The organism is Phaeobacter sp. SYSU ZJ3003 (genome assembly GCF_041300735.1).
Classification (GTDB): domain Bacteria; phylum Pseudomonadota; class Alphaproteobacteria; order Rhodobacterales; family Rhodobacteraceae; genus Phycobacter; species Phycobacter gallaeciensis_A.
In genome coordinates this window covers 87,326-104,713 of sequence record NZ_PXNU01000015.1, presented here as the reverse complement: position 1 = coordinate 104,713, position 17,388 = coordinate 87,326, and the positions used below count along the sequence as shown (strand labels likewise).

Annotated in this window: 21 protein-coding genes; 6 read left to right on the top strand and 15 right to left on the bottom strand. The window is 63.2% G+C overall.

Going from position 1 to position 17,388, the window contains the following annotated elements:
• Positions 1-80 precede the first annotated feature (80 nt).
• From C6W91_RS07200 to C6W91_RS07190, 3 genes are all read right to left on the bottom strand, one after another.
• Complete coding sequence (locus C6W91_RS07200) at positions 81-260, bottom strand: YdcH family protein (RefSeq protein ID WP_370570631.1); 180 nt, start codon at positions 258-260, stop codon at positions 81-83.
• A 323-nt stretch (positions 261-583) separates the two neighbouring features.
• Positions 584-1,366 carry a tRNA1(Val) (adenine(37)-N6)-methyltransferase gene (locus tag C6W91_RS07195; protein ID WP_274837545.1) on the bottom strand — a complete coding sequence of 261 codons (783 nt, stop codon included), beginning with the start codon at positions 1,364-1,366 and terminating at the stop codon, positions 584-586.
• Complete coding sequence (locus C6W91_RS07190; RefSeq protein WP_065272484.1) at positions 1,363-1,578, bottom strand: DUF2007 domain-containing protein; 216 nt, start codon at positions 1,576-1,578, stop codon at positions 1,363-1,365. The genes C6W91_RS07195 and C6W91_RS07190 overlap by 4 nt, the downstream gene beginning before the upstream one ends.
• A 57-nt stretch (positions 1,579-1,635) precedes the next feature.
• Here C6W91_RS07190 and C6W91_RS07185 point away from each other — a divergent pair, with 57 nt between their 5' ends.
• Positions 1,636-2,634, top strand: coding sequence for a polyprenyl synthetase family protein (locus C6W91_RS07185; RefSeq protein WP_274834634.1), 999 nt, complete (start codon positions 1,636-1,638; stop codon positions 2,632-2,634).
• Positions 2,635-2,902: 268 nt separating this feature from the next.
• Here C6W91_RS07185 and C6W91_RS07180 read toward each other — a convergent pair whose 3' ends face one another.
• The 4 genes from C6W91_RS07180 to soxR all read right to left on the bottom strand — a co-directional run bounded on the left by C6W91_RS07180 (position 2,903) and on the right by soxR (position 7,924).
• On the bottom strand, positions 2,903-3,742 hold the full coding sequence (locus tag C6W91_RS07180) for a 4-(cytidine 5'-diphospho)-2-C-methyl-D-erythritol kinase (RefSeq protein WP_370570630.1): 840 nt from the start codon (positions 3,740-3,742) through the stop codon (positions 2,903-2,905).
• Complete coding sequence (locus C6W91_RS07175) at positions 3,732-5,471, bottom strand: tetratricopeptide repeat protein (protein WP_370570629.1); 1,740 nt, start codon at positions 5,469-5,471, stop codon at positions 3,732-3,734. The genes C6W91_RS07180 and C6W91_RS07175 overlap by 11 nt, the downstream gene beginning before the upstream one ends.
• Positions 5,472-5,632: 161 nt before the next feature.
• On the bottom strand, positions 5,633-7,282 hold the full coding sequence (locus C6W91_RS07170) for an electron transfer flavoprotein-ubiquinone oxidoreductase (protein ID WP_274827582.1): 1,650 nt from the start codon (positions 7,280-7,282) through the stop codon (positions 5,633-5,635).
• Positions 7,283-7,456: 174 nt separating this feature from the next.
• Positions 7,457-7,924: a redox-sensitive transcriptional activator SoxR gene (gene soxR, locus C6W91_RS07165; RefSeq protein WP_065272480.1), complete on the bottom strand. Its 468-nt coding sequence runs from the start codon at positions 7,922-7,924 to the stop codon at positions 7,457-7,459.
• 95 nt (positions 7,925-8,019) lie between these two features.
• Between soxR and C6W91_RS07160 the strand changes: the two genes are divergently transcribed.
• The 3 genes from C6W91_RS07160 to C6W91_RS07150 all read left to right on the top strand — a co-directional run bounded on the left by C6W91_RS07160 (position 8,020) and on the right by C6W91_RS07150 (position 10,254).
• Positions 8,020-8,400 (top strand): VOC family protein, encoded by a 381-nt coding sequence (locus tag C6W91_RS07160; protein ID WP_274831433.1) that lies wholly within the window; start codon positions 8,020-8,022, stop codon positions 8,398-8,400.
• Positions 8,401-8,740: 340 nt separating this feature from the next.
• Complete coding sequence (gene greA, locus C6W91_RS07155; protein WP_065272478.1) at positions 8,741-9,211, top strand: transcription elongation factor GreA; 471 nt, start codon at positions 8,741-8,743, stop codon at positions 9,209-9,211.
• Positions 9,212-9,231: 20 nt separating this feature from the next.
• Positions 9,232-10,254 (top strand): hypothetical protein, encoded by a 1,023-nt coding sequence (locus C6W91_RS07150; protein WP_274827580.1) that lies wholly within the window; start codon positions 9,232-9,234, stop codon positions 10,252-10,254.
• Between the two features lie 219 nt (positions 10,255-10,473).
• Here the strand turns inward: C6W91_RS07150 and glp are convergent, their stop codons facing one another.
• From glp to C6W91_RS07125, 5 genes are all read right to left on the bottom strand, one after another.
• Positions 10,474-11,730: a gephyrin-like molybdotransferase Glp gene (gene glp, locus C6W91_RS07145; protein ID WP_274831435.1), complete on the bottom strand. Its 1,257-nt coding sequence runs from the start codon at positions 11,728-11,730 to the stop codon at positions 10,474-10,476.
• Positions 11,727-12,539, bottom strand: a complete 813-nt coding sequence (locus tag C6W91_RS07140; protein ID WP_274831436.1) for a molybdopterin guanine dinucleotide synthesis — start codon at positions 12,537-12,539, stop codon at positions 11,727-11,729. The genes glp and C6W91_RS07140 overlap by 4 nt, the downstream gene beginning before the upstream one ends.
• Positions 12,536-13,027, bottom strand: coding sequence for a molybdopterin-guanine dinucleotide biosynthesis protein B (mobB, locus tag C6W91_RS07135; RefSeq protein WP_274827577.1), 492 nt, complete (start codon positions 13,025-13,027; stop codon positions 12,536-12,538). The genes C6W91_RS07140 and mobB overlap by 4 nt, the downstream gene beginning before the upstream one ends.
• Complete coding sequence (gene mobA, locus C6W91_RS07130; protein ID WP_274831438.1) at positions 13,024-13,659, bottom strand: molybdenum cofactor guanylyltransferase MobA; 636 nt, start codon at positions 13,657-13,659, stop codon at positions 13,024-13,026. Before mobA ends, mobB begins: the two co-directional genes overlap by 4 nt.
• A 112-nt stretch (positions 13,660-13,771) precedes the next feature.
• On the bottom strand, positions 13,772-14,659 hold the full coding sequence (locus C6W91_RS07125) for a formate dehydrogenase accessory sulfurtransferase FdhD (protein WP_274827575.1): 888 nt from the start codon (positions 14,657-14,659) through the stop codon (positions 13,772-13,774).
• 65 nt (positions 14,660-14,724) lie between these two features.
• On the opposite strand from C6W91_RS07125, the gene C6W91_RS07120 reads away from it, so the two are divergent.
• Positions 14,725-15,459, top strand: a complete 735-nt coding sequence (locus C6W91_RS07120) for an AzlC family ABC transporter permease (RefSeq protein WP_274827574.1) — start codon at positions 14,725-14,727, stop codon at positions 15,457-15,459.
• On the top strand, positions 15,456-15,803 hold the full coding sequence (locus C6W91_RS07115; RefSeq protein ID WP_065272470.1) for an AzlD domain-containing protein: 348 nt from the start codon (positions 15,456-15,458) through the stop codon (positions 15,801-15,803). Before C6W91_RS07120 ends, C6W91_RS07115 begins: the two co-directional genes overlap by 4 nt.
• 58 nt (positions 15,804-15,861) lie before the next feature.
• Here the strand turns inward: C6W91_RS07115 and C6W91_RS07110 are convergent, their stop codons facing one another.
• From C6W91_RS07110 to C6W91_RS07100, 3 genes are all read right to left on the bottom strand, one after another.
• The gene (locus C6W91_RS07110; RefSeq protein ID WP_237028373.1) at positions 15,862-16,503 is read right to left on the bottom strand and encodes a hypothetical protein; all 642 of its coding nucleotides are present in this window, start codon (positions 16,501-16,503) and stop codon (positions 15,862-15,864) included.
• A gap of 10 nt (positions 16,504-16,513) precedes the next feature.
• The gene (locus C6W91_RS07105; protein ID WP_065272469.1) at positions 16,514-16,648 is read right to left on the bottom strand and encodes an aa3-type cytochrome c oxidase subunit IV; all 135 of its coding nucleotides are present in this window, start codon (positions 16,646-16,648) and stop codon (positions 16,514-16,516) included.
• A 192-nt stretch (positions 16,649-16,840) separates the two neighbouring features.
• Positions 16,841-17,380, bottom strand: a complete 540-nt coding sequence (locus C6W91_RS07100; RefSeq protein ID WP_370570628.1) for a DUF6173 family protein — start codon at positions 17,378-17,380, stop codon at positions 16,841-16,843.
• Positions 17,381-17,388: the final 8 nt, after the last annotated feature.

Genomic DNA, 17,388 nt, shown 5'->3' with positions numbered 1-17,388 from the left:
AATTTCATCAGACATGTCGTGGGCGCGCCGCCCGTGCCGGTTTTGCTCCGGTTTGCGGCTGCGCCCGAGTTGCTCGCGCGTCAGTGCGCCAGTTCGCTTGCGGACAATCGCTCAATCTCTTCCTTGAGCTTCAGTTTCTGCTTTTTCATGGCAGCGACTTCCAGACCGTCGGTACTGGGCGCACGTTGGGCCTGTTCGACTTCCATGCTGAGGTGCTTGTGCTTCTTCTTCAGTTCCGTGAGATGCGAGCTGAGGCTCATGCCGTTCCTCCTTTTTGAGCAAAATACGCCCTGCGTCAGCAGGACACCTCAAGTGGAGCATAAGAAAATGCGTCTGTCACGCTGCAGGCGCACAGTTTTGTCATCAATTTGTTGCATCGGCTGAAGACTGCCAAAAACCGCCGCTCAGCCTTGCAATAAAGGCGCAAAGCCACGCTAAAACGACTATGTAACGCTTGAAAGACGCAAGGGTCCTACCCATATGGGCATCCCGGTCAGACAGGCCCCGGCGACGCTCAGATGGCAGTCCCCGATACCACGTCACCGCCTTGGCGACCGACTCGCCGCGATAGAGGACTGGCTGCTCAGGCGGGCCGCTTTTCCCCGGGCCAGGGCAGGGCCGCACCCTGCCGCAGAACATCGGCCACCTCTTCCTGATAGCTTTCGCCGTCCCGCTCGTGCCGCGCGCCTTTGTGCAGGATCAGCGGCGCGTGCAGCCGGAACTCCGCCCGCCCCTCCTTGCGCGCGCGCAGGATCACCAGCTCTGCCGCCCGCCCCTGTCGCGGCGCCAGCGGCAGCACCTCCAGCGACCCCAGCCTCCCGGCACAGGCCACCAGCATATCCGGCAACCGGTCCGCGCGCTGGATCATGTGCAGGTATCCACGCGGCGCCAGCCGTTTGGCGGCAACGGCGATCCAGTCCTGCAGCGGTGTCTCTTCTCCGAGGGCAACCCGCCGCCCGGCATCCTGCGCCGGGCTGTGCCCGCCCGCACGGTAGTAGGGCGGGTTGGCAATCACATGGGCAAACTGCATCTGGCGCAAAGACACCGGCAACTGCGCCAGATCCGCCTCGATCACATCGACATCCTGCCCGTTCAGCGCGCCATTGCGCCGCGCCAGGTCGGCATAGGCGGCCTGCAACTCCACGCCCGTAAGGCGCAGCCCCGGCACCCTTGCCGCAAGGCACAGCAGCGCCTGCCCCGCACCGCAGCCGAGCTCCAGCACATGATCCCCCGCCCGCGCCGGAACAGCGGCCGCCAACAACACAGGATCAACCCCGGCACGGTAGCCTTTGACGGGCTGATACAGCCGCACCCGGCCGCCCAGGAAATCGTTACAGGTCAGATCCGCGTCGGCAAAAATGCTCATTGGCCCAGCGGGATGTCATTGTCGCGCATCACCCGCAAAGCCGGGTCGTAATCATCCGGATGCACCATAAGGCGGCGCGGAAAAATTCCGATGCCGCCCTCGAGGATGCTCATATTTACGTCCAACTGAAAGCAGTCTATATCCTCTCCCTCAAGAAGGGCTGAGGCAAAGGCCAGGACGGTTGGATCGGTGCTGCGCAGAAGTTCCTTCATGGGGATGGATCTAAGAGCAAGGGCAATACCTTGTCGAGCCTGAAAGCCGGGAAAGCAATGGACCAAGTCATGACGCAAAAGCCGCATGAAATGCTGGCAGCCACCCTCAGCGACGAGATGGCGGCGGTAAACACGCTGATCCGCACAAGGATGGCCTCCGAGCACGCGCCCCGGATCCCCGAGGTAACCGCCCATCTGGTCGAGGCCGGCGGCAAGCGCCTGCGCCCGATGCTGACCCTGGCGGCGGCGCGCATGTGTGGCTACGAGGGCGACAATCACGTCAAACTGGCGGCCACAGTGGAGTTCATCCACACCGCTACCCTGCTGCATGACGATGTGGTCGACGAAAGCGGCCAGCGCCGCGGCCGTCCCACCGCCAACCTCTTGTGGGACAACAAAAGCTCGGTTCTGGTCGGCGATTACCTCTTTGCCCGCAGCTTCCAGCTGATGGTGGAAACCGGCTCTTTGCGGGTGCTGGACATCCTCGCCAATGCCGCCGCCACCATCGCCGAGGGCGAGGTGCTGCAGATGACCGCGGCGACCGACCTCAAAACCGACGAAGCGATCTACCTGCAGGTGGTGCGCGGCAAGACGGCGGCGCTGTTCTCCGCCGCGACCGAGGTCGGTGGCGTCATCGCTGGCGTAGAGGAGGCGCAGATCAAGGCGCTGTTCGATTACGGCGATGCCCTGGGCATTGCCTTCCAGATCGCCGATGACCTTCTGGATTATCAGGGCGACAGCAAGGCAACTGGCAAGAACGTCGGCGACGATTTCCGCGAACGCAAGCTGACCCTGCCGGTGATCAAGGCAGTGGCGCAGGCTACCGATGAGGAACGCGCCTTCTGGACCCGCACCATCGAAAAGGGCCGCCAAGAAGAGGGCGATCTCGACCACGCTCTGGCGCTGATGGGCAAGTACAAGACGCTGGAGGCCACCCGTGACGACGCCATGGCCTGGGCCGAAAAGGCCAAGACCGCGCTGCAAAGCCTGCCGGAGCACCCGATCCGCCAGATGCTGCATGATCTCGCCGATTACGTGGTGGCACGGCTGCACTAACCGCCGGAGCAACACACCAAAGTCGGCATATCAGCCCCTTTCTTCCAAAGTCCGGGTCAAGGGAGGCGTTAGCCTCCGCGCCGCGCGCGGCTTGCCCTTGAGGCGGATTTTGGACCTCCACACTCGATGTGGCGCCTGCAGCGCAGACCTGCGCTTCAGGCGCCTCTCAGCAGATCTGGAAAACAGCGCGCCGCAGGCGCGCTGCCGGGCCCAAGGCTGTTTGCTGCATCTTTGATGCGGCGATACAGGCGCGGGAGGCCCCCCGCGCCTAGAGCAAGCGCCCCGAAGCCACCCACCAGTCAGGGTGTTTCGCACGAATATCCTCTGCCGCGCTTTGCGCCTGCGCCCCCGCGGGTTCAAACAGCGCAAAACAGGTGGCGCCAGAGCCGGACATGGCCGAAAACAGCGCCCCCGAGGCACGCAGCGCGTCCAGAACCTCTCCGATCACCGGCGCAGCGGCCACGGCTGGGGCCTGCAGATCGTTGCGCTGCCCCGCCAGCCATTCCGACAGTTCCACCGCATCGGCCCAGACTGGCAGGTCCTGCGGCATGGCCGGGTTCTCGCGCGAGGCCAACCCGCGGAACACCACCGGGGTAGAGACCGCCACTCCCGGATTCACCAGCAGGATATCGCAGGACGGCAAGGGCGGCAGCGGCGTCAGAACCTCCCCAATCCCCGCCATGCGCCAGGCTCCCGGCGCCATGCAGACGGGCACATCTGCGCCGAGTTTTAGCAAATCCACTTCGACGGGCAGCTTCACATCCCAAAGCTGCGACAACGCCCGCAGCGTTGCCGCCGCATCCGAAGAGCCGCCACCAATGCCAGCCGCTGCAGGCAGGTGTTTTTCCAGCCTAATCTCGGCGCCCTGCCCGGCAGGTTTCAAAACCTCTGCCGCCCGCAACACAAGGTTGGAACCGTCCGTGGGCACGCCAGCCGCCCGTGGCCCACCCACCTGTAACGACAGATCCTCAGCCGGGCGCACCCGCACCTGATCCCCGACATCGCAAAACGCCACCAGCGAATCCAGCAGGTGATAACCATCGGCGCGCTGGCCGGTCACATGCAGGGTCAGGTTGATCTTGGCCGGGGCGAAAGCCTCAACCGCCATTGGCAACCTTCAGGGGATCCGCGCCTTCTTCTTCCAGCACCACATCCAGACCGACCTCGATCTTGCGGCGGATCCGTTCGGGGTCGGCCTCACCATCGCCTTCGCCAGAGTGGATGAAGGACAGCGCTCGTTTCCACTGGAATTCCGCCTCGCGCTGGCGGCCTACTGCCCAGAACACATCGCCAAGATGGTCATTCACCACCGGATCCACCGGCATCAGTTCCACCGCGCGCTCCATGTGGCCCACCGCCTCGCTATAACGACCAAGACGATACAGCACCCAGCCCAGCGAATCGACGATATAGCCCGACTCGGGACGCGCTGCGACGGCGCGCTCGATCATGTCGAGCGCCTCATCCAGGTTCTTCTGCTTTTCCACCAGCGAGTAGCCAAGGTAGTTCAGCACCTGCGGGCGGTTCGGCTCCAGCGCCAGAGAGGCACGGAAATCTGCCTCGGCCTCGGCCCAGTTATCCAGCCTTTCGTGGCAGATGCCGCGGGCATAATAGAGGAACCAGCGGCTCGGCGATTGCTCGGGCGTGTAGGTCAGCGCCTTGTCATAGGCGGTCACGGCGCCAGTGTAGTCTTCCTGCTGTCGCAGCAGGTCGCCCAGGCTGACCTGAACCTGCGGCAGTTCAGGATAGATCTCTGCCAGTTGCGCCAATACCTCGGCTGCGGCGTCCGGTTTGGCCGAGCGGCGCAGCGCCTCGGCGCGGCCCATTTCAGCGGCATAATAATCGGGATGGCTGCGCGGCACCTGTTTATAGGTGGCAATCGACAGCGGGAAGCGGCCCAGCTTGTCCAAGAGCTCCGCGCTTAGCAGAACCGCATCGACGTGATCCGGGTTCAGGACCGAGGCCATGCGGGCATACATCAGCACATAGTCATCCGCCTGCTGCCCATTCAGCGCCGATCCCATGGTGAAAAAGACTTCGGCGATCCCTTCGACCGGGCCGGGCGCCATGGTAAAGCCAAGCGCCTCGCCTGCCTCAAGTCGGCCCCGCAAATCCGCAAGCGCCGGATCAAAGCCGCTGCTGAAGGCCCCGTTCAGCACCTCAAGCGCCTTTTCGTTCTGCCCCAGCTGCGATAGGATCTGCATCCGCGCCAACACCGATTGGCGCGACAGGCGGGTCAGCTTGCCATCCTCGGCCGCGAACATCGCCTCTGCGCCCTCGTAGTCCCCGACCGAGGCCAGCGCCAGCGCCTGATGAAACTGCGCGTAGGGGCGCAGGTTCTGGTCTTCGGCAAGGGCTTCGAAACTCTGCATCGCGGCGGAGACAGCCCCTTCGCCCATATGCGCCCAGGCGGTCAGCAACCCATCCACCAGCGGGTGAATATCGCGGATCGCCAGATCCCGCGCCAGAATGTCGACAAAGGCGCCGCGGCGGGCGAAATCGCCAACCATGACCATATTCGTCGCCTGGCTGCGCAGCTCCATCTCCCACAGGCGCTGTGCCACCGGCAGTGCGCGATCCAGATCGCCCTGCGCCAGCTGGGCAAAGACCACATTTTCCATCAACACGGGGTTCTTCGGATCGCGGACCAGAGCGCGGGTGTAATATTCGGCAGCTGCCGAGAAATCACTCTCATAGGTGGCGGCCCGACCAGCGAGGTACGCCCCCGCCAATCCGTTAGCTGCAACTGGCGCCGCAAGGCCCAGCGTGGATGTGACCGAAACAGACAGCGCAACCAGCGCCGCGGATGACAGGTTGCGAAGATTTTGAACCGGCACCGGGACCTCCCCCAAGGGTATGTATTCGTGATTGTGAAAAAGGGTAATCCGGGCGCTGACAACACGCAATGGGGCGCCTCGGAAGGCGCCCCACTTTTGCGTTATTTCCGGCAAAACCGGAGGAAATCCGCCCGGCTGCGGGCAGATCTGCCCAAACCGGATCACATATTGGGATAGTTCGGCCCGTCACCGCCCTGCGGCGTGGTCCAGGTGATGTTCTGGCTCGGGTCCTTGATGTCACAGGTCTTGCAGTGCACGCAGTTCTGGAAGTTCACCACGAACTCCGGCTTGCCGTCCTTTTCGACCACCTCGTAGACGCCGGCCGGGCAATAGCGCTGCGCCGGTTCGTCGTATTTCGGCAGGTTGACCGAGATCGGCGTATCCGCATTGCCAAGGTGCAGGTGGCAAGGCTGGCTTTCCTCGTGATTGGTCATCGCGAAGGAGACGTTGGTCAGCCGGTCAAAGGACAGGGTGCCATCGGGTTTCGGGTAATCAATCGGCTTGTGCTTGCTGGCTTCTTCGGTGGCTTCGGCGTCGTTCTTGCCGTGACCAAGGGTGCCAAAGAAGGACAGGCCAAGGATGTTGTTGGTCCACATATCCAAACCACCCAGCATCAGCGAGGCGGTGAGACCCCACTTCGACCACATCGGTTTGACGTTGCGGACCATCTTGAGGTCCTTGCCGATAGCGCCTTCGCGCACGTCTGTTTCATAGGCGGACAGCTCGTCACCGGAACGTTCGGCCTTGATGGCGTCATATGCGGCTTCGGCTGCGGCCTTGCCCGACAGCATGGCGTTGTGGTTGCCCTTGATGCGCGGCACGTTGACCATGCCTGCGGCGCAACCCAGCAGCGCCACACCGGGTGCCACAAGCTTCGGCATCGACTGCCAGCCGCCTTCGGTAATGGCGCGGGCGCCATAGGCCACGCGCTTGCCGCCTTCCAGCAGCTCGGCGACCATCGGGTGGTGCTTGAACCGCTGGAATTCCATGTAGGGGAACAGGTAGGGGTTCTTGTAGTTCAGGTGCACCACGAAGCCCACGTAAACCTGGTTGTTTTCCAGGTGGTAGATGAAGGAGCCACCGCCAGCGTTGGAATTCAGCGGCCAGCCCATGGTGTGGGTGACGGTGCCTTCCTTGTGCTTGGCCGGGTCGATCTCCCAGATCTCTTTCATGCCGACGCCGTATTTCTGCGGCTCCTTGCCATCGGACAGGCCGTATTTGGCGATCACTTCCTTGGACAGCGAGCCACGTACGCCTTCGCCGAGGAAGACATATTTGCCGTGCAGTTCCATGCCCGGCTCGGTGTTGGGACCGTAAGAGCCGTCGGCCTCCAGACCGAAGACACCGGCGACCACGCCTTTGACTTCGCCGTTGTCGCCGTAGATCAGCTCGGAGCAGGCCATGCCCGGGAAAATCTCGACGCCCAGTTCCTCGGCCTGTTCAGCCATCCAGCGGCAGACATTGCCCATGGAGACGATGTAGTTGCCGTGGTTGTTCATCAGCGGCGGCATCGGGAAGTTGGGGATCCGCACCTCGCCCGACTCGCCCATCATGTAGAAGTTATCTTCCTTGACCGGCGTGTTGAGCGGCGCGCCCTTTTCCTTCCAGTCGGGGATAAGCGCATCAAGACCGCAGGGATCCAGAACCGCGCCCGACAGGATATGCGCGCCCACTTCGGAGCCTTTTTCCAGCACCACGACCTCAAGGTCGCTGTCCAACTGCTTCAGACGGATCGCCGCCGACAGACCCGCAGGGCCGGCCCCGACGATCACAACGTCATATTCCATCGCTTCGCGTTCAATCTCGGCCATAGATGATGTGCTCCTTGGCTATCGTTCGTTTCTGTCCCCACCGGACAGATGGTCCTGGGCGCAATTTTCTTTCGCGGTTGCTTAGCGTTTGGGGATTACAAAGGTCAATCCATACTCTGCGTTACGTTCCAGCAGAACGGGCTTTTCCGTATAAAACATACTCATTTCCGACGCTCATCCGTCATTTTCAACCTCTGGGCTGTCCCCCATCAGATAGCGCGGGCCGGTGCCCTTCTCTCCTGCCTTGTCCTGCGGATTATATAGCGCGCATCTCGGCAAGGACAGGCAGCCGCATCCGATACAGCCATCAAGGTTATCACGCAGCTTCATAAGCGTCTCGATTCGCTGATCCAGATGATCGCGGAAGTCCGAGGAAATCGCCGCCCAATCCTCTTGCGTCGGGGTGCGCCCGCCCGGCAGTTTTTTCAGGTACTCGCGGATCTCCGGCAGGGAAAACCCGAACTGCTGCGCGATCATGATGAAGCTGAGCCGCCTGAGATCAGAGCGCAGGAACCGCCGCTGCCCGCCCGCATTGCGCCAGGGCTCTACCAGACCCTGCGCCTCGTAATACCGGATGGCAGAGACCGCCAGCCCGGTGCGCTCTGCCAGATAGCCAATCGAAACACCTGCGGATTTTGCCATGTCGGATCCCTTCCCTGACGTGATGAGAAATACCTTGATCTAAAGTTAGGTTTAGAAATTACACAGGATGCAGAGATTATCAAAGGAGATTCGAAATGACCGCCATTCTTGAACACGCGAACCTCTGCGTCAGCGATCCCCATGCCACCGCCGCCTGGATGGAAAAGGTCTTTGGCTGGCGCATCCGCTGGCAGGGTCCGGCAATTCACGGCGGCCTTTCGGTCCACGTCGGCAGCAAGGACAGCTATCTTGCGCTTTATACGCCACCGGAAGACCTGGGTGATCCGCTGCCCCGCTATGCCAACAAGGGAACGCTCAACCATCTGGCGCTGATCGTCGAGGATCTGGACCGCACCGAGGAGGCGGTTCGGGAGGTCGGCTTTACGCCGATGAACCACGCCGATTACGAACCCGGACGACGGTTCTATTTTCAGGATGGAGAGGGGGTGGAATATGAGCTTGTTCAATATGATTGAGCTGTTGGGGCTCGACGCGCACAGGCGGCCCCAGGGCAGGCATAGCACGCGGCTCCATGGCGATCAGGCCGAGGCACAGTTCTGGCGCATCGAAGCGCATCTGCCAGTGCCGGACCCGCTGCCACCGCGACATATCAAGCGGCGATAAATCCCGCAGCAAGTCCCGGTCCCTGCAGCAAAACTCTGCCCGTGGCCGCAGGTCCCCCTTGCATTTGGCCCCACGATTGGGTCAGGTAAATGCCAACACGAATAAATGCCCCGTCGCACCTGCGGCGGGGCTGTCACGTTCAAAAGACCCGTAGCACATGCACGGCACGACCAGACGAAAGCGGAGCAGACCATGGAAAAGATCCCGATGACGCCGACGGGCTTTCAGGCCCTCGAAGCGGAACTCAAGAACCTGAAATCCGTCGAGCGCCCGGCCATCATCCAGGCCATCGCCGAAGCCCGCGAGCTCGGCGATTTGTCGGAAAACGCCGAATACCATTCGGCGCGCGAAAAACAGTCCTTCATCGAAGGCCGCATCAAGGAACTCGAAGGCATTCTGAGCCTCGCCGATGTGATCGATCCGGCGAAACTGTCGGGGTCTGTGAAATTCGGCGCCAAGGTCACCGTGGTGGATGAAGACACCGACGAGGAAAAGACTTGGCAGATCGTCGGCGAACACGAGGCCAATATCGAAGCGGGCCTGCTGAACATCAAATCACCGATTGCCCGGGCCTTGATCGGCAAGGAAGAAGGCGACAGTGTGGAGGTACGCACCCCCGGCGGGGAGCGCGCCTATGAGATTTTGCAAATCGTTTATTCCTGACAAGACAGAACCCATCCGCCATGACCGCACCGGATCCCGCCTCAAAGACCGCCCATAACCAGCCGCTCGGCACGTTCGAGCGCCCCTCGGCCACGGGATTGGGCGGCGCCGAGATGGGGGCGATCGTGCTGGGCTGCATCTGGCTCTTGGCGGTTCTGGCGGCCTACCTTCTGGCTCCTGCTGAAACGGACGGTGCCGATGGCTGGACCGGCTGGGTGCAGACGGCGCTGGCCGTCTGCCTGCCGGTGATCCTGCTCTGGGGCGGCGCCATGGTGCTGCGATCGATCCGGATCATGCGCGAGGAAACCCTGCGCCTGCAATCGGCCATCGACGGGCTGCGGCACAGCTACCTGACCCACGCCCAGCAGGCCACGGCGGTGGCGGAGCCTTCGGTCACCAAGAAGCTTGAGGAAATCGCCGAGGCGACGCGCAAGACCGAAAGCGCATTGGCCACTTTCCAGAGCAGCCGCCGCAACCCGCCCCGCCCGGCGATCCCCGCCGAAGCCGCCCAGATGGCCGCAGCGGATCAGGGTACGCTGGCCCTTGGCACCTCCTCGGAAGACATGTCGCCGCCGCTGCCGGTGGACCAATTCATCCGCGCGCTCAATTTCCCGGAAACCGCAGAGGACGAAGAAGGCTTCTCGGCCCTGCGCGCCGCGCTCAAGGACCGCAAGGCCTCGCAGGTGATCCAGGCGGCGCAGGACGTTCTGACCCTGCTCAGCCAAGACGGCATCTATATGGACGATCTGCGCCCGGACATGGCACGCCCCGAAATCTGGCGCCAGTTCGCCCAAGGCGCCCGCGGTCGCGCCGTGGCGGCGCTTGGCGGGGTGCGGGACCGGACATCGCTGGCCCTGACCGCCGCGCGGATGAAACAGGATCCGATCTTCCGCGATGCCGCGCATCACTTCCTGCGCCGGTTCGACCAGATGTTCACCGAGTTTGAGACCGAAGCCAACGACAGCGAAATCTCCGCTCTTGGCGACACCCGCACCGCGCGCGCCTTCATGCTGGTGGGCCGCGTCGCGGGCACCTTCGACTGATCCGCAGCCAACACCCCCCGTTTCGCCCGCCAGAGCGCTCCCGCCCGGATCCCGGCGATCACAGATCGCCGCTCTCCCGTTGGGTCCGGCGCCACGCTAGGCGCGGCGCGGTTGCCACCATCCAGCGCCCTGCACCGCAGGGCGCCCGGCCCAACCGCGAAGGTCATTGCCTGCAATGATACTGAATGGGCGGGAGCTCCCCGCCCCAAAGACACCTGCCTAAAGGGAAAAACTGCCATAGGGCAGGAAACGCACCGGGTCGCCGGGCCGGATATGCGCCGCATCCTCGCCAATCTCGACCAGACCCTCGGCCCAGCTAAGGCCACTGATCCGACCAGAGCCTTCGGATTTGAACACTTCAACTCGCCCCTGCCGGATACGGGCGCGCAGGTATTCCCGCCGTCCCGGTTTCTTGCGCTTCTCAAACCCGGCAGGCACATCGAACCCCTGCGGTTCCTGCCACCCGGCCCCCGCCATCACCCCGATGGCAGGGCGCGCAAAGATCAGCGTACAGACCAGCGCCGCCACCGGATTGCCCGGCAGGCCAAAGACCGGCATTCCCTGCCACATCCCCAGCGCTAGCGGACGGCCGGGTTTCAGGGCAATGCGCCATTCCTGCATGGCGCCTGCCTCCCGCAATAGGGCCGAGACATGATCTTCATCCCCCGCCGAGGCACCGCCGCTGGTCAGGATCACATCCGCCTGCGACGCCGCGCCGTCCAGCCGCGCCCGCAGCGCGGCGCGATCATCACCGACGCGCCCCAGATCCACGGCAATCACGCCCAACTGCCGCAGCAACGCCAGCAGCATCGGCCGGTTAGCATCATAGATCTGCCCCAGCCCGGCAGGCGCACCCGGATCGCGCAGTTCATCGCCGGTGGAAAGCACTCCAACGCGCAGGGGCTGCCGAAGTGGTAATGTGTCGTTTCCCGTCGCCGCGGCGAGCGCCAGATCGGCAGGTGTCACCACCCGCCCCGCACCCAGAATCACATCTCCGGCTGCCACATCCTCACCGGCGCGGCGGGTATTGGCGCCCCGTTTCAGCGGCCCGTGAAAGGCGATCTGACTGCCATCCGTGGTCACGTCCTCTTCTAGGATAACCGTATCAACGCCTTCGGGCAGAGCGGCCCCGGTGAGGATACGAATGGCCTGCCCCGCAGGCACCACGCCGTCAAAGGGCACCCCCGCCGCCGCACGCCCGGCGACCAGATCCATGACCTGTGCCCCTTCGGCTATGGGACCGGCAAAGCCATAGCCATCCACCGCGGTATTGGGCTGCGGCGGGTTCGATCGTTGCGCCACCACATCCGCGGCCAGCACCCGCCCCACCGCCTGATCCAGCGGCAGGCTCTCCACGCCAGTCACCGGCCCCAGCCGCTGCCGCAGCAGCGCCAGCGCATCCTCGACCGGAGTCCAGTTCACGCCCGCCGGCAAGGCAAAGCAATCATCGCGCAGGGGCGGCGGCTTCAGGGTCATCTCGGCTCCACTCCAAGGATCCAGCCCTCTTCGGGGGCGGTGATATCCAGCATCTTCTCCAGTTCTGCCACAGGGCGGCGGGCAAGTTCCAGAGCCACCTGCTGCACCTGCCAGGCATCCTTGATCATACCAGCAGGCTGCGTAGGAACGGTGAGAGAGGGCCAGATCTCGACCAGTGCCACCGGCCTGTCCAGCGCCTCAAACGGCCACGCGGCCACATGCGGCGCAAAGCGGCGGCGCAACCGGGACAGCACCGGCAACCCCATCATCACCTGACCGCCCACGGATCCTGCCCCGGCCATCTGCCAGCAGGTGAAGGCGCCCGGCGCCAGATGTTCGACCGCGCGCCGATCCGGAAAAGGGTTCTGATAGCTACGCTTGGTGCGCGGCAGCCCGTCGATATTGCGCTTCAGCGCATTGGCCCAGAAAGGCCCCTGCCCGCCAAAGCGGCGGTTGATCTCGCCCGCCAGATCAAAACGGTTGTTTGCCCTGGGGCTGTCTTCGATCCGCGCCTCGAACCAATCCCAAAGCGCCAGAGGATCGCTCTGCCCGGTCAGCGCCGGGCCAAAGCCTGCGGGATAGCCAAAGGGAAAATCAAATCCGATGCAAAGCCGTTGATCCCGGCTCAGCGCCAATTCCACCTGATCGCAGAGCCAGTCTTCGACCAGCTGGCGATTGCGGAAATAAAGCGGGTCTTCTGCGCCGTCCCGGACCGCCAGACAGGCCCAGATCGCATCGCGGCGTGGACGCGGTCCGGCATCGTTGCCGCCGGACCAATCCACCATCACGAAGGTGTCAAACGGCCTCACAAGCCCAGTTCACCCGCGATGAAATCGGCAATCGCCACGGTATCGTCCAGATTGAACACGGGCCGATCCAGGTTGAGGGAAATATCGCTGGCCACGGCCCGGATCGATTGATCCCCCGGCGCGATCAGCGGATTGCCCGCATCGGTGCGATAGGCCTCGATCTTGGGATGCGGTTCGCGTTTGAAGCCCTCGACAAGAACCAGATCCACCGGATTGAGTCGCGACAGCAGATCAATAAAGGACGGCTCTTCCGCATCGCGCAATTCCTGCATGATCGCCACCCGGTTGGGCGAGGCCAGAAGAACCTCGGAGGCGCCGGCGCTGCGGTGGCGGTGGCTGTCGGTACCGGGCTGATCCACATCGGTGCTGTGATGGGCGTGTTTCAGGGTCGAAACGCTCAGACCCCGGGCACAGAATTCAGCCACCAGCCGCTCCATCAGGCCTGTCTTGCCGGCGTTTTTCCAGCCGGTTACTCCGTAAATTTTCATACTAGCAATCTCTCTGCACGCGCCAGATCCTCGGGCGTGTTGACGTTAAAAAATGGATCAAAGGGGTCGGCCTCGAACAACGCTTCACGCCCGCCATGGGCATCGGTCCACAGGACCACCTTGCGCAGGCCATCATTAAGGGCCGCGCGCAGATCATCGCGCAGGGCCACTGGCCAGAGGCCGAATGTGGGGTGGCGGTTCACCTTGCTGCGCCCGCCGGATTTCAGCTCTTCCCCGGTGCGCGGCGTTGTCGCCAGCACTAAGGGATGGGTCTGCCCTTCGGAGGCCTCCATCAGCCGCGCCGCCAGATCGATAGGGAAGAAAGGCGTGTCGGCAGCCGCCGTCACGATTGCTTCGGCGCCTTGCTCGGCGGCCCAGTCCAGCCCCGCGAGCACGCCAGCCAGCGGCCCGGCAAAGCCTTCTATTGTGTCAGCCACCACCGGCAGGCCAAGATCGGCAAAGCGCGCAGCATCCCCATTGGCGTTGAGCGCGAGGCCTGCCACCTGCGGCGACAGCCGATCAATCACGCGGGACAAAAGGCTTTGCCCGCCGATGTTCAGCAGCCCCTTGTCGCCACCGCCCATGCGGGTGGCGAGACCACCAGCCAAGATTACGCCCAAGGGTTTGCTCATGCCAGTGTTCTCTTCAATCTTGCTCGGCCGAAAGGCCGGGCAGCGCCCGTCCGCCCCCCATGGGCGGGCGCTTCGCTTCCGCCCGCGGACGGTCCCTGCCCTATCGTTGTCGTCATCCCGCGCTCTTCCTGCGATGTTTCTTCTCTTCCTGCGGCATAGATGCGGGGTCCACGTCCCGTTCCAACCGATCATCACCCGACAGGCAAATGAACCGCTGCCCGCGCATACGGCCAATCAGGGTCAGACCGACCTCGCGGGCGATCTCTACCCCCCAGGCGGTAAAGCCCGAGCGGGAGACCAGCACCGGGATACCCATCATCGCCGTCTTGATCACCATCTCAGAGGTCAGCCGCCCGGTGGTGTAAAGGATCTTATCCGCCGGATCGCTGCCCGTGGACAGCATCCAGCCTGCGATCTTGTCCACCGCGTTGTGGCGGCCGACGTCCTCCATGTAGACCAGCGGGCGGTCGCGGTGGCACAGTACCGTGCCGTGGATGGCCCCGGCCTCAAGGTATAGGGACGGCGTGCGGTTGATCTTATGCGCCAGCGCATAGAGCCAGGAGGTGCGCACCGGCGTTGCGGGCAGGCGGACATCCTCCAGCCCCTCCATCATGTCGCCAAAGACGGTGCCCACGGCACAGCCCGAGGTGCGGGTCTTTTTTTGCAGCTTTTCCTCGTAAGAAGTCTCGACCTCAGTGCGCACCACAGCGGTTTCCAGCTCTTCGTCGTAATCAACGCCGGTGATCACATCATCGTCGCGCAGCATGCCCTGATTGCGCAAAAAGCCAAGCGCCAGGTACTCGGGATAATCCCCGATGGTCATTGCGGTGACGATCTCCTGCCGGTTGAGATAGATGGTCAGCGGACGTTCCTCGACCACGGAAATCTCGCTTTGGGCGCCGGTGTGATCGACGCCCGTCACCGCGCGGGTCAGCCGCGCGTTCTGCGGCGCAGGCGCTATGATATACTCTGCGTGATCTTCGGCTTTTGCCAATTGCAAACCTCCCCAATCCCCCTTAGGCCATGACAGCAGCCCCGTGCTGCGTCTCAATTTAGGACGTGCAAATGGCGATCACCACACCCAAATCGGCCTTTTGGAAGGGCGTCCGCGATGGCGCACCATTTCTTCTGGTGTCAGGACCTTTTGGCCTGCTGTTTGGTGTTCTGGCCGCCGAGGCGGGACTTATTGTCCCCGAGGCACTGACCTTCTCGCTCGCGGTGTTTGCCGGATCGGCACAGTTCACCGCTCTGCAACTGATGCAGGAGAACGCACCGATTCTCATCGTGCTGATTTCGGCGCTTGCGGTGAACCTGCGGGTGGCGATGTATTCCGCCTCTCTGACGCCCTATCTGGGGTCGGCGCCGCTGTGGCAGAGGGCGATTGCCGCCTATTTCACCGTCGACCAATCCTATGCCCTGTCGATCGTGCAATTCGAAACCGAGCCGGAGATGACCGTGCCGGAACGCATGGCGTATTTCTTTGGCACCAACGGGTTGGTGGCGCCGGGCTGGATGATCGCAACCTTTACCGGTGCCATGATCGGCGCGCAGGTCCCCGACAGTTGGGGGCTCGATTTTGTGCTGCCGCTGGCCTTTTTGGCGATGATCGGACCGATGCTGCGCACCCCGGCGCATCTGGTGGCCTGTTTCGTCGCCGTCGCGACCGCCCTGCCCGCGGCGGCGCTGCCCTATAACCTGGGTCTGATCGTGGCCGGGCTGGCCGGGATGATGGCCGGCGCCCAGACAGAGGTCTGGCTGGAAAACCGGCTGCGCCGCAGCCAAGAGGAGACCGCGCAATGACCAGCACTGCCCCTGCCCTGATCGACCCCGTGATCCTGTGGACGGCCATCATCGGACTGGCTGTTGGCAGCTTTGCCCTGCGTTTTGCCTTTATCGGGATTGTCGGCGGGCGCGCCATGCCGGACTGGCTGATGCGCCACCTGCGCTATACCGCTGTTGCCATCATCCCGGCGCTGGTGGCGCCGCTGGTGGCTTGGCCCGCTCCGACCGGCGGCACCCCAAGCCTGCCGCATGTCGCGGTGGCGGCGCTGACGCTGGCAGTCGGCTATCTGACCAAGAATGTACTCTTGGCCATGGGAACTGGCGCAGGGTCCTTCGTGCTGCTGCTCTACGTATCGGGCTAAAACGCAAGCGTCGGCCACGGATCCACCGCTGCGGCGCACTTTCTGAGGATGCGCCGCGCTACTCTCCGTTTAGGATCGCATTGTTGCGCGCGAGCCCTTCCTGAAGGTCGGCGCTATCGTTCTCGTAATACCGGGTGGTTTTCACGCCGGGCCGCTGTTCAAACTGGTCGGCCAGCTTCACCGGATAAAAGGTAACCTTGATATCCTCGAAACCGGGAACCTGTTTCAACACCGAAGCGGTGGCATTGGCGCAATAGGCGCCGGGCACGCGGCCATTGCTGACAACCAGTTCATAGGCGCGTTGCGCCTGTTCCGGCGTCACTGCAACTTCCTGCACCATCACGTGATGGGTGCTGCGGGCGTGCGATCCGCGATAGGCCTTTTCCACGGCAGGCGTGATCCCGTAAAGCACGTCATCCCGTTCGGGTACGCGGTCTGCGTAGAACGACCCGGCGGGATCAAAGATGACCCGCTCCGAAGCATTGACCATCAGCGAGGTATGCCCGCCCTGTCCGGTCCGGTTGTTGACCATCGTATAAAGGGTCAGGGATGGGGCGCCCTCGGCGCGATACGCGACACGTTCCAGCGTTGCATCATCGGCATTGGGCTGCGGCTGCGACGCGCAGCCCGACAGCGCAAAGGCTCCCCCTGCAACCGACGCACAAAGCGTCAGGCGCAGCAGCAAACGGCCCACGGACATGGCCCGAAGATCAGGTCGCGAAGACGGCCAGGAAGACCGCGAAGAGCGCCAGAGCGATGCAGAAGCGCACCGTGAAGGTCACAAAACCCGCAAAGGTTTTTTCCTGAACCGAGATGTCCATGGTTCCGTGTTTATGCTCAGCCATGTCTAAATGTCCTATTCGCGTTCGATTTCCTGCTGATTACTGGATTTCCCGCGCCCTGTCACGACGTCAATGCAGCGCAGCAGGGCGAAAAACCCGAGGCCTGCGGCCTGTTTGCACAGCCGTCTCGCCCCGACTTGCGGGTCGTCACGCATCAGATCGCCGAATCGCGCGGTTGCCCCTGCACCGGGTCTCTCAGGTATCCGGCTCTGCCTCTGCCACGATATCGGGATCAGCATCCGGGGCCGGATCAGGCTCCAGATCCTTCGCCAGACGAAATCCGATCCGCATGGCCGGGGTTTCCGGCTGCGCCTTGGGCAGGGCCCGCAGCATCACGTTGAGCTGCGTCACATGCTGGACCAGCTGCGTGCGGGCACCGGAGTTATCCGACCCGTAAAAGGTCACGATGTCAGGGTCGAAATAGCCCATACCCTCGATCCGCATGACACCGGCGTCGCCACCGGCAAACCCCATCGCGACCTCATGAGCGCTGTCCAGCTGCTCTTCAAAGTTCTTGATGTAGAGAATCATCCGCTCATAGGCCCAGCGGGCCGGGCTTTTCTCTTCGGCCGGTTTCTGCATCGCCTTGGGCAGAGTCGGGCTGCTCTGGCCCGGCCTCGGGTCGCAATGCACCTCATGCACCTGCGGCAGGATCGCCGCTTCGACGGCCTCGGCGCTGGTATCGATACTGTCGTGAATGGCCGAAGCGCCCGGTTTGCGTGTCTTGTCACTCATCTGTGCCC

Excerpts from the sequence above, each read along its gene's own strand:
- C6W91_RS07170 (WP_274827582.1), bottom strand. The coding sequence starts at position 7,282 with ATGGCCGAGATTGAACGCGAAGCGATGGAATATGACGTTGTGATCGTC.
- C6W91_RS07100 (WP_370570628.1), bottom strand. The coding sequence starts at position 17,380 with ATGAGTGACAAGACACGCAAACCGGGCGCTTCGGCCATTCACGACAGT.
- greA (WP_065272478.1), top strand. The coding sequence starts at position 8,741 with ATGGAAAAGATCCCGATGACGCCGACGGGCTTTCAGGCCCTCGAAGCG.
- C6W91_RS07160 (WP_274831433.1), top strand. The coding sequence starts at position 8,020 with ATGACCGCCATTCTTGAACACGCGAACCTCTGCGTCAGCGATCCCCAT.
- C6W91_RS07110 (WP_237028373.1), bottom strand. The coding sequence starts at position 16,503 with ATGTCCGTGGGCCGTTTGCTGCTGCGCCTGACGCTTTGTGCGTCGGTT.
- C6W91_RS07115 (WP_065272470.1), top strand. The coding sequence starts at position 15,456 with ATGACCAGCACTGCCCCTGCCCTGATCGACCCCGTGATCCTGTGGACG.
- C6W91_RS07180 (WP_370570630.1), bottom strand. The coding sequence starts at position 3,742 with ATGGCGGTTGAGGCTTTCGCCCCGGCCAAGATCAACCTGACCCTGCAT.
- mobB (WP_274827577.1), bottom strand. The coding sequence starts at position 13,027 with ATGAAAATTTACGGAGTAACCGGCTGGAAAAACGCCGGCAAGACAGGC.
- C6W91_RS07150 (WP_274827580.1), top strand. The coding sequence starts at position 9,232 with ATGACCGCACCGGATCCCGCCTCAAAGACCGCCCATAACCAGCCGCTC.
- C6W91_RS07120 (WP_274827574.1), top strand. The coding sequence starts at position 14,725 with ATGGCGATCACCACACCCAAATCGGCCTTTTGGAAGGGCGTCCGCGAT.
- mobA (WP_274831438.1), bottom strand. The coding sequence starts at position 13,659 with ATGAGCAAACCCTTGGGCGTAATCTTGGCTGGTGGTCTCGCCACCCGC.
- C6W91_RS07190 (WP_065272484.1), bottom strand. The coding sequence starts at position 1,578 with ATGAAGGAACTTCTGCGCAGCACCGATCCAACCGTCCTGGCCTTTGCC.
- glp (WP_274831435.1), bottom strand. The coding sequence starts at position 11,730 with ATGACCCTGAAGCCGCCGCCCCTGCGCGATGATTGCTTTGCCTTGCCG.
- C6W91_RS07200 (WP_370570631.1), bottom strand. The coding sequence starts at position 260 with ATGAGCCTCAGCTCGCATCTCACGGAACTGAAGAAGAAGCACAAGCAC.
- C6W91_RS07195 (WP_274837545.1), bottom strand. The coding sequence starts at position 1,366 with ATGAGCATTTTTGCCGACGCGGATCTGACCTGTAACGATTTCCTGGGC.
- C6W91_RS07105 (WP_065272469.1), bottom strand. The coding sequence starts at position 16,648 with ATGGCTGAGCATAAACACGGAACCATGGACATCTCGGTTCAGGAAAAA.
- soxR (WP_065272480.1), bottom strand. The coding sequence starts at position 7,924 with ATGGCAAAATCCGCAGGTGTTTCGATTGGCTATCTGGCAGAGCGCACC.
- C6W91_RS07185 (WP_274834634.1), top strand. The coding sequence starts at position 1,636 with ATGGACCAAGTCATGACGCAAAAGCCGCATGAAATGCTGGCAGCCACC.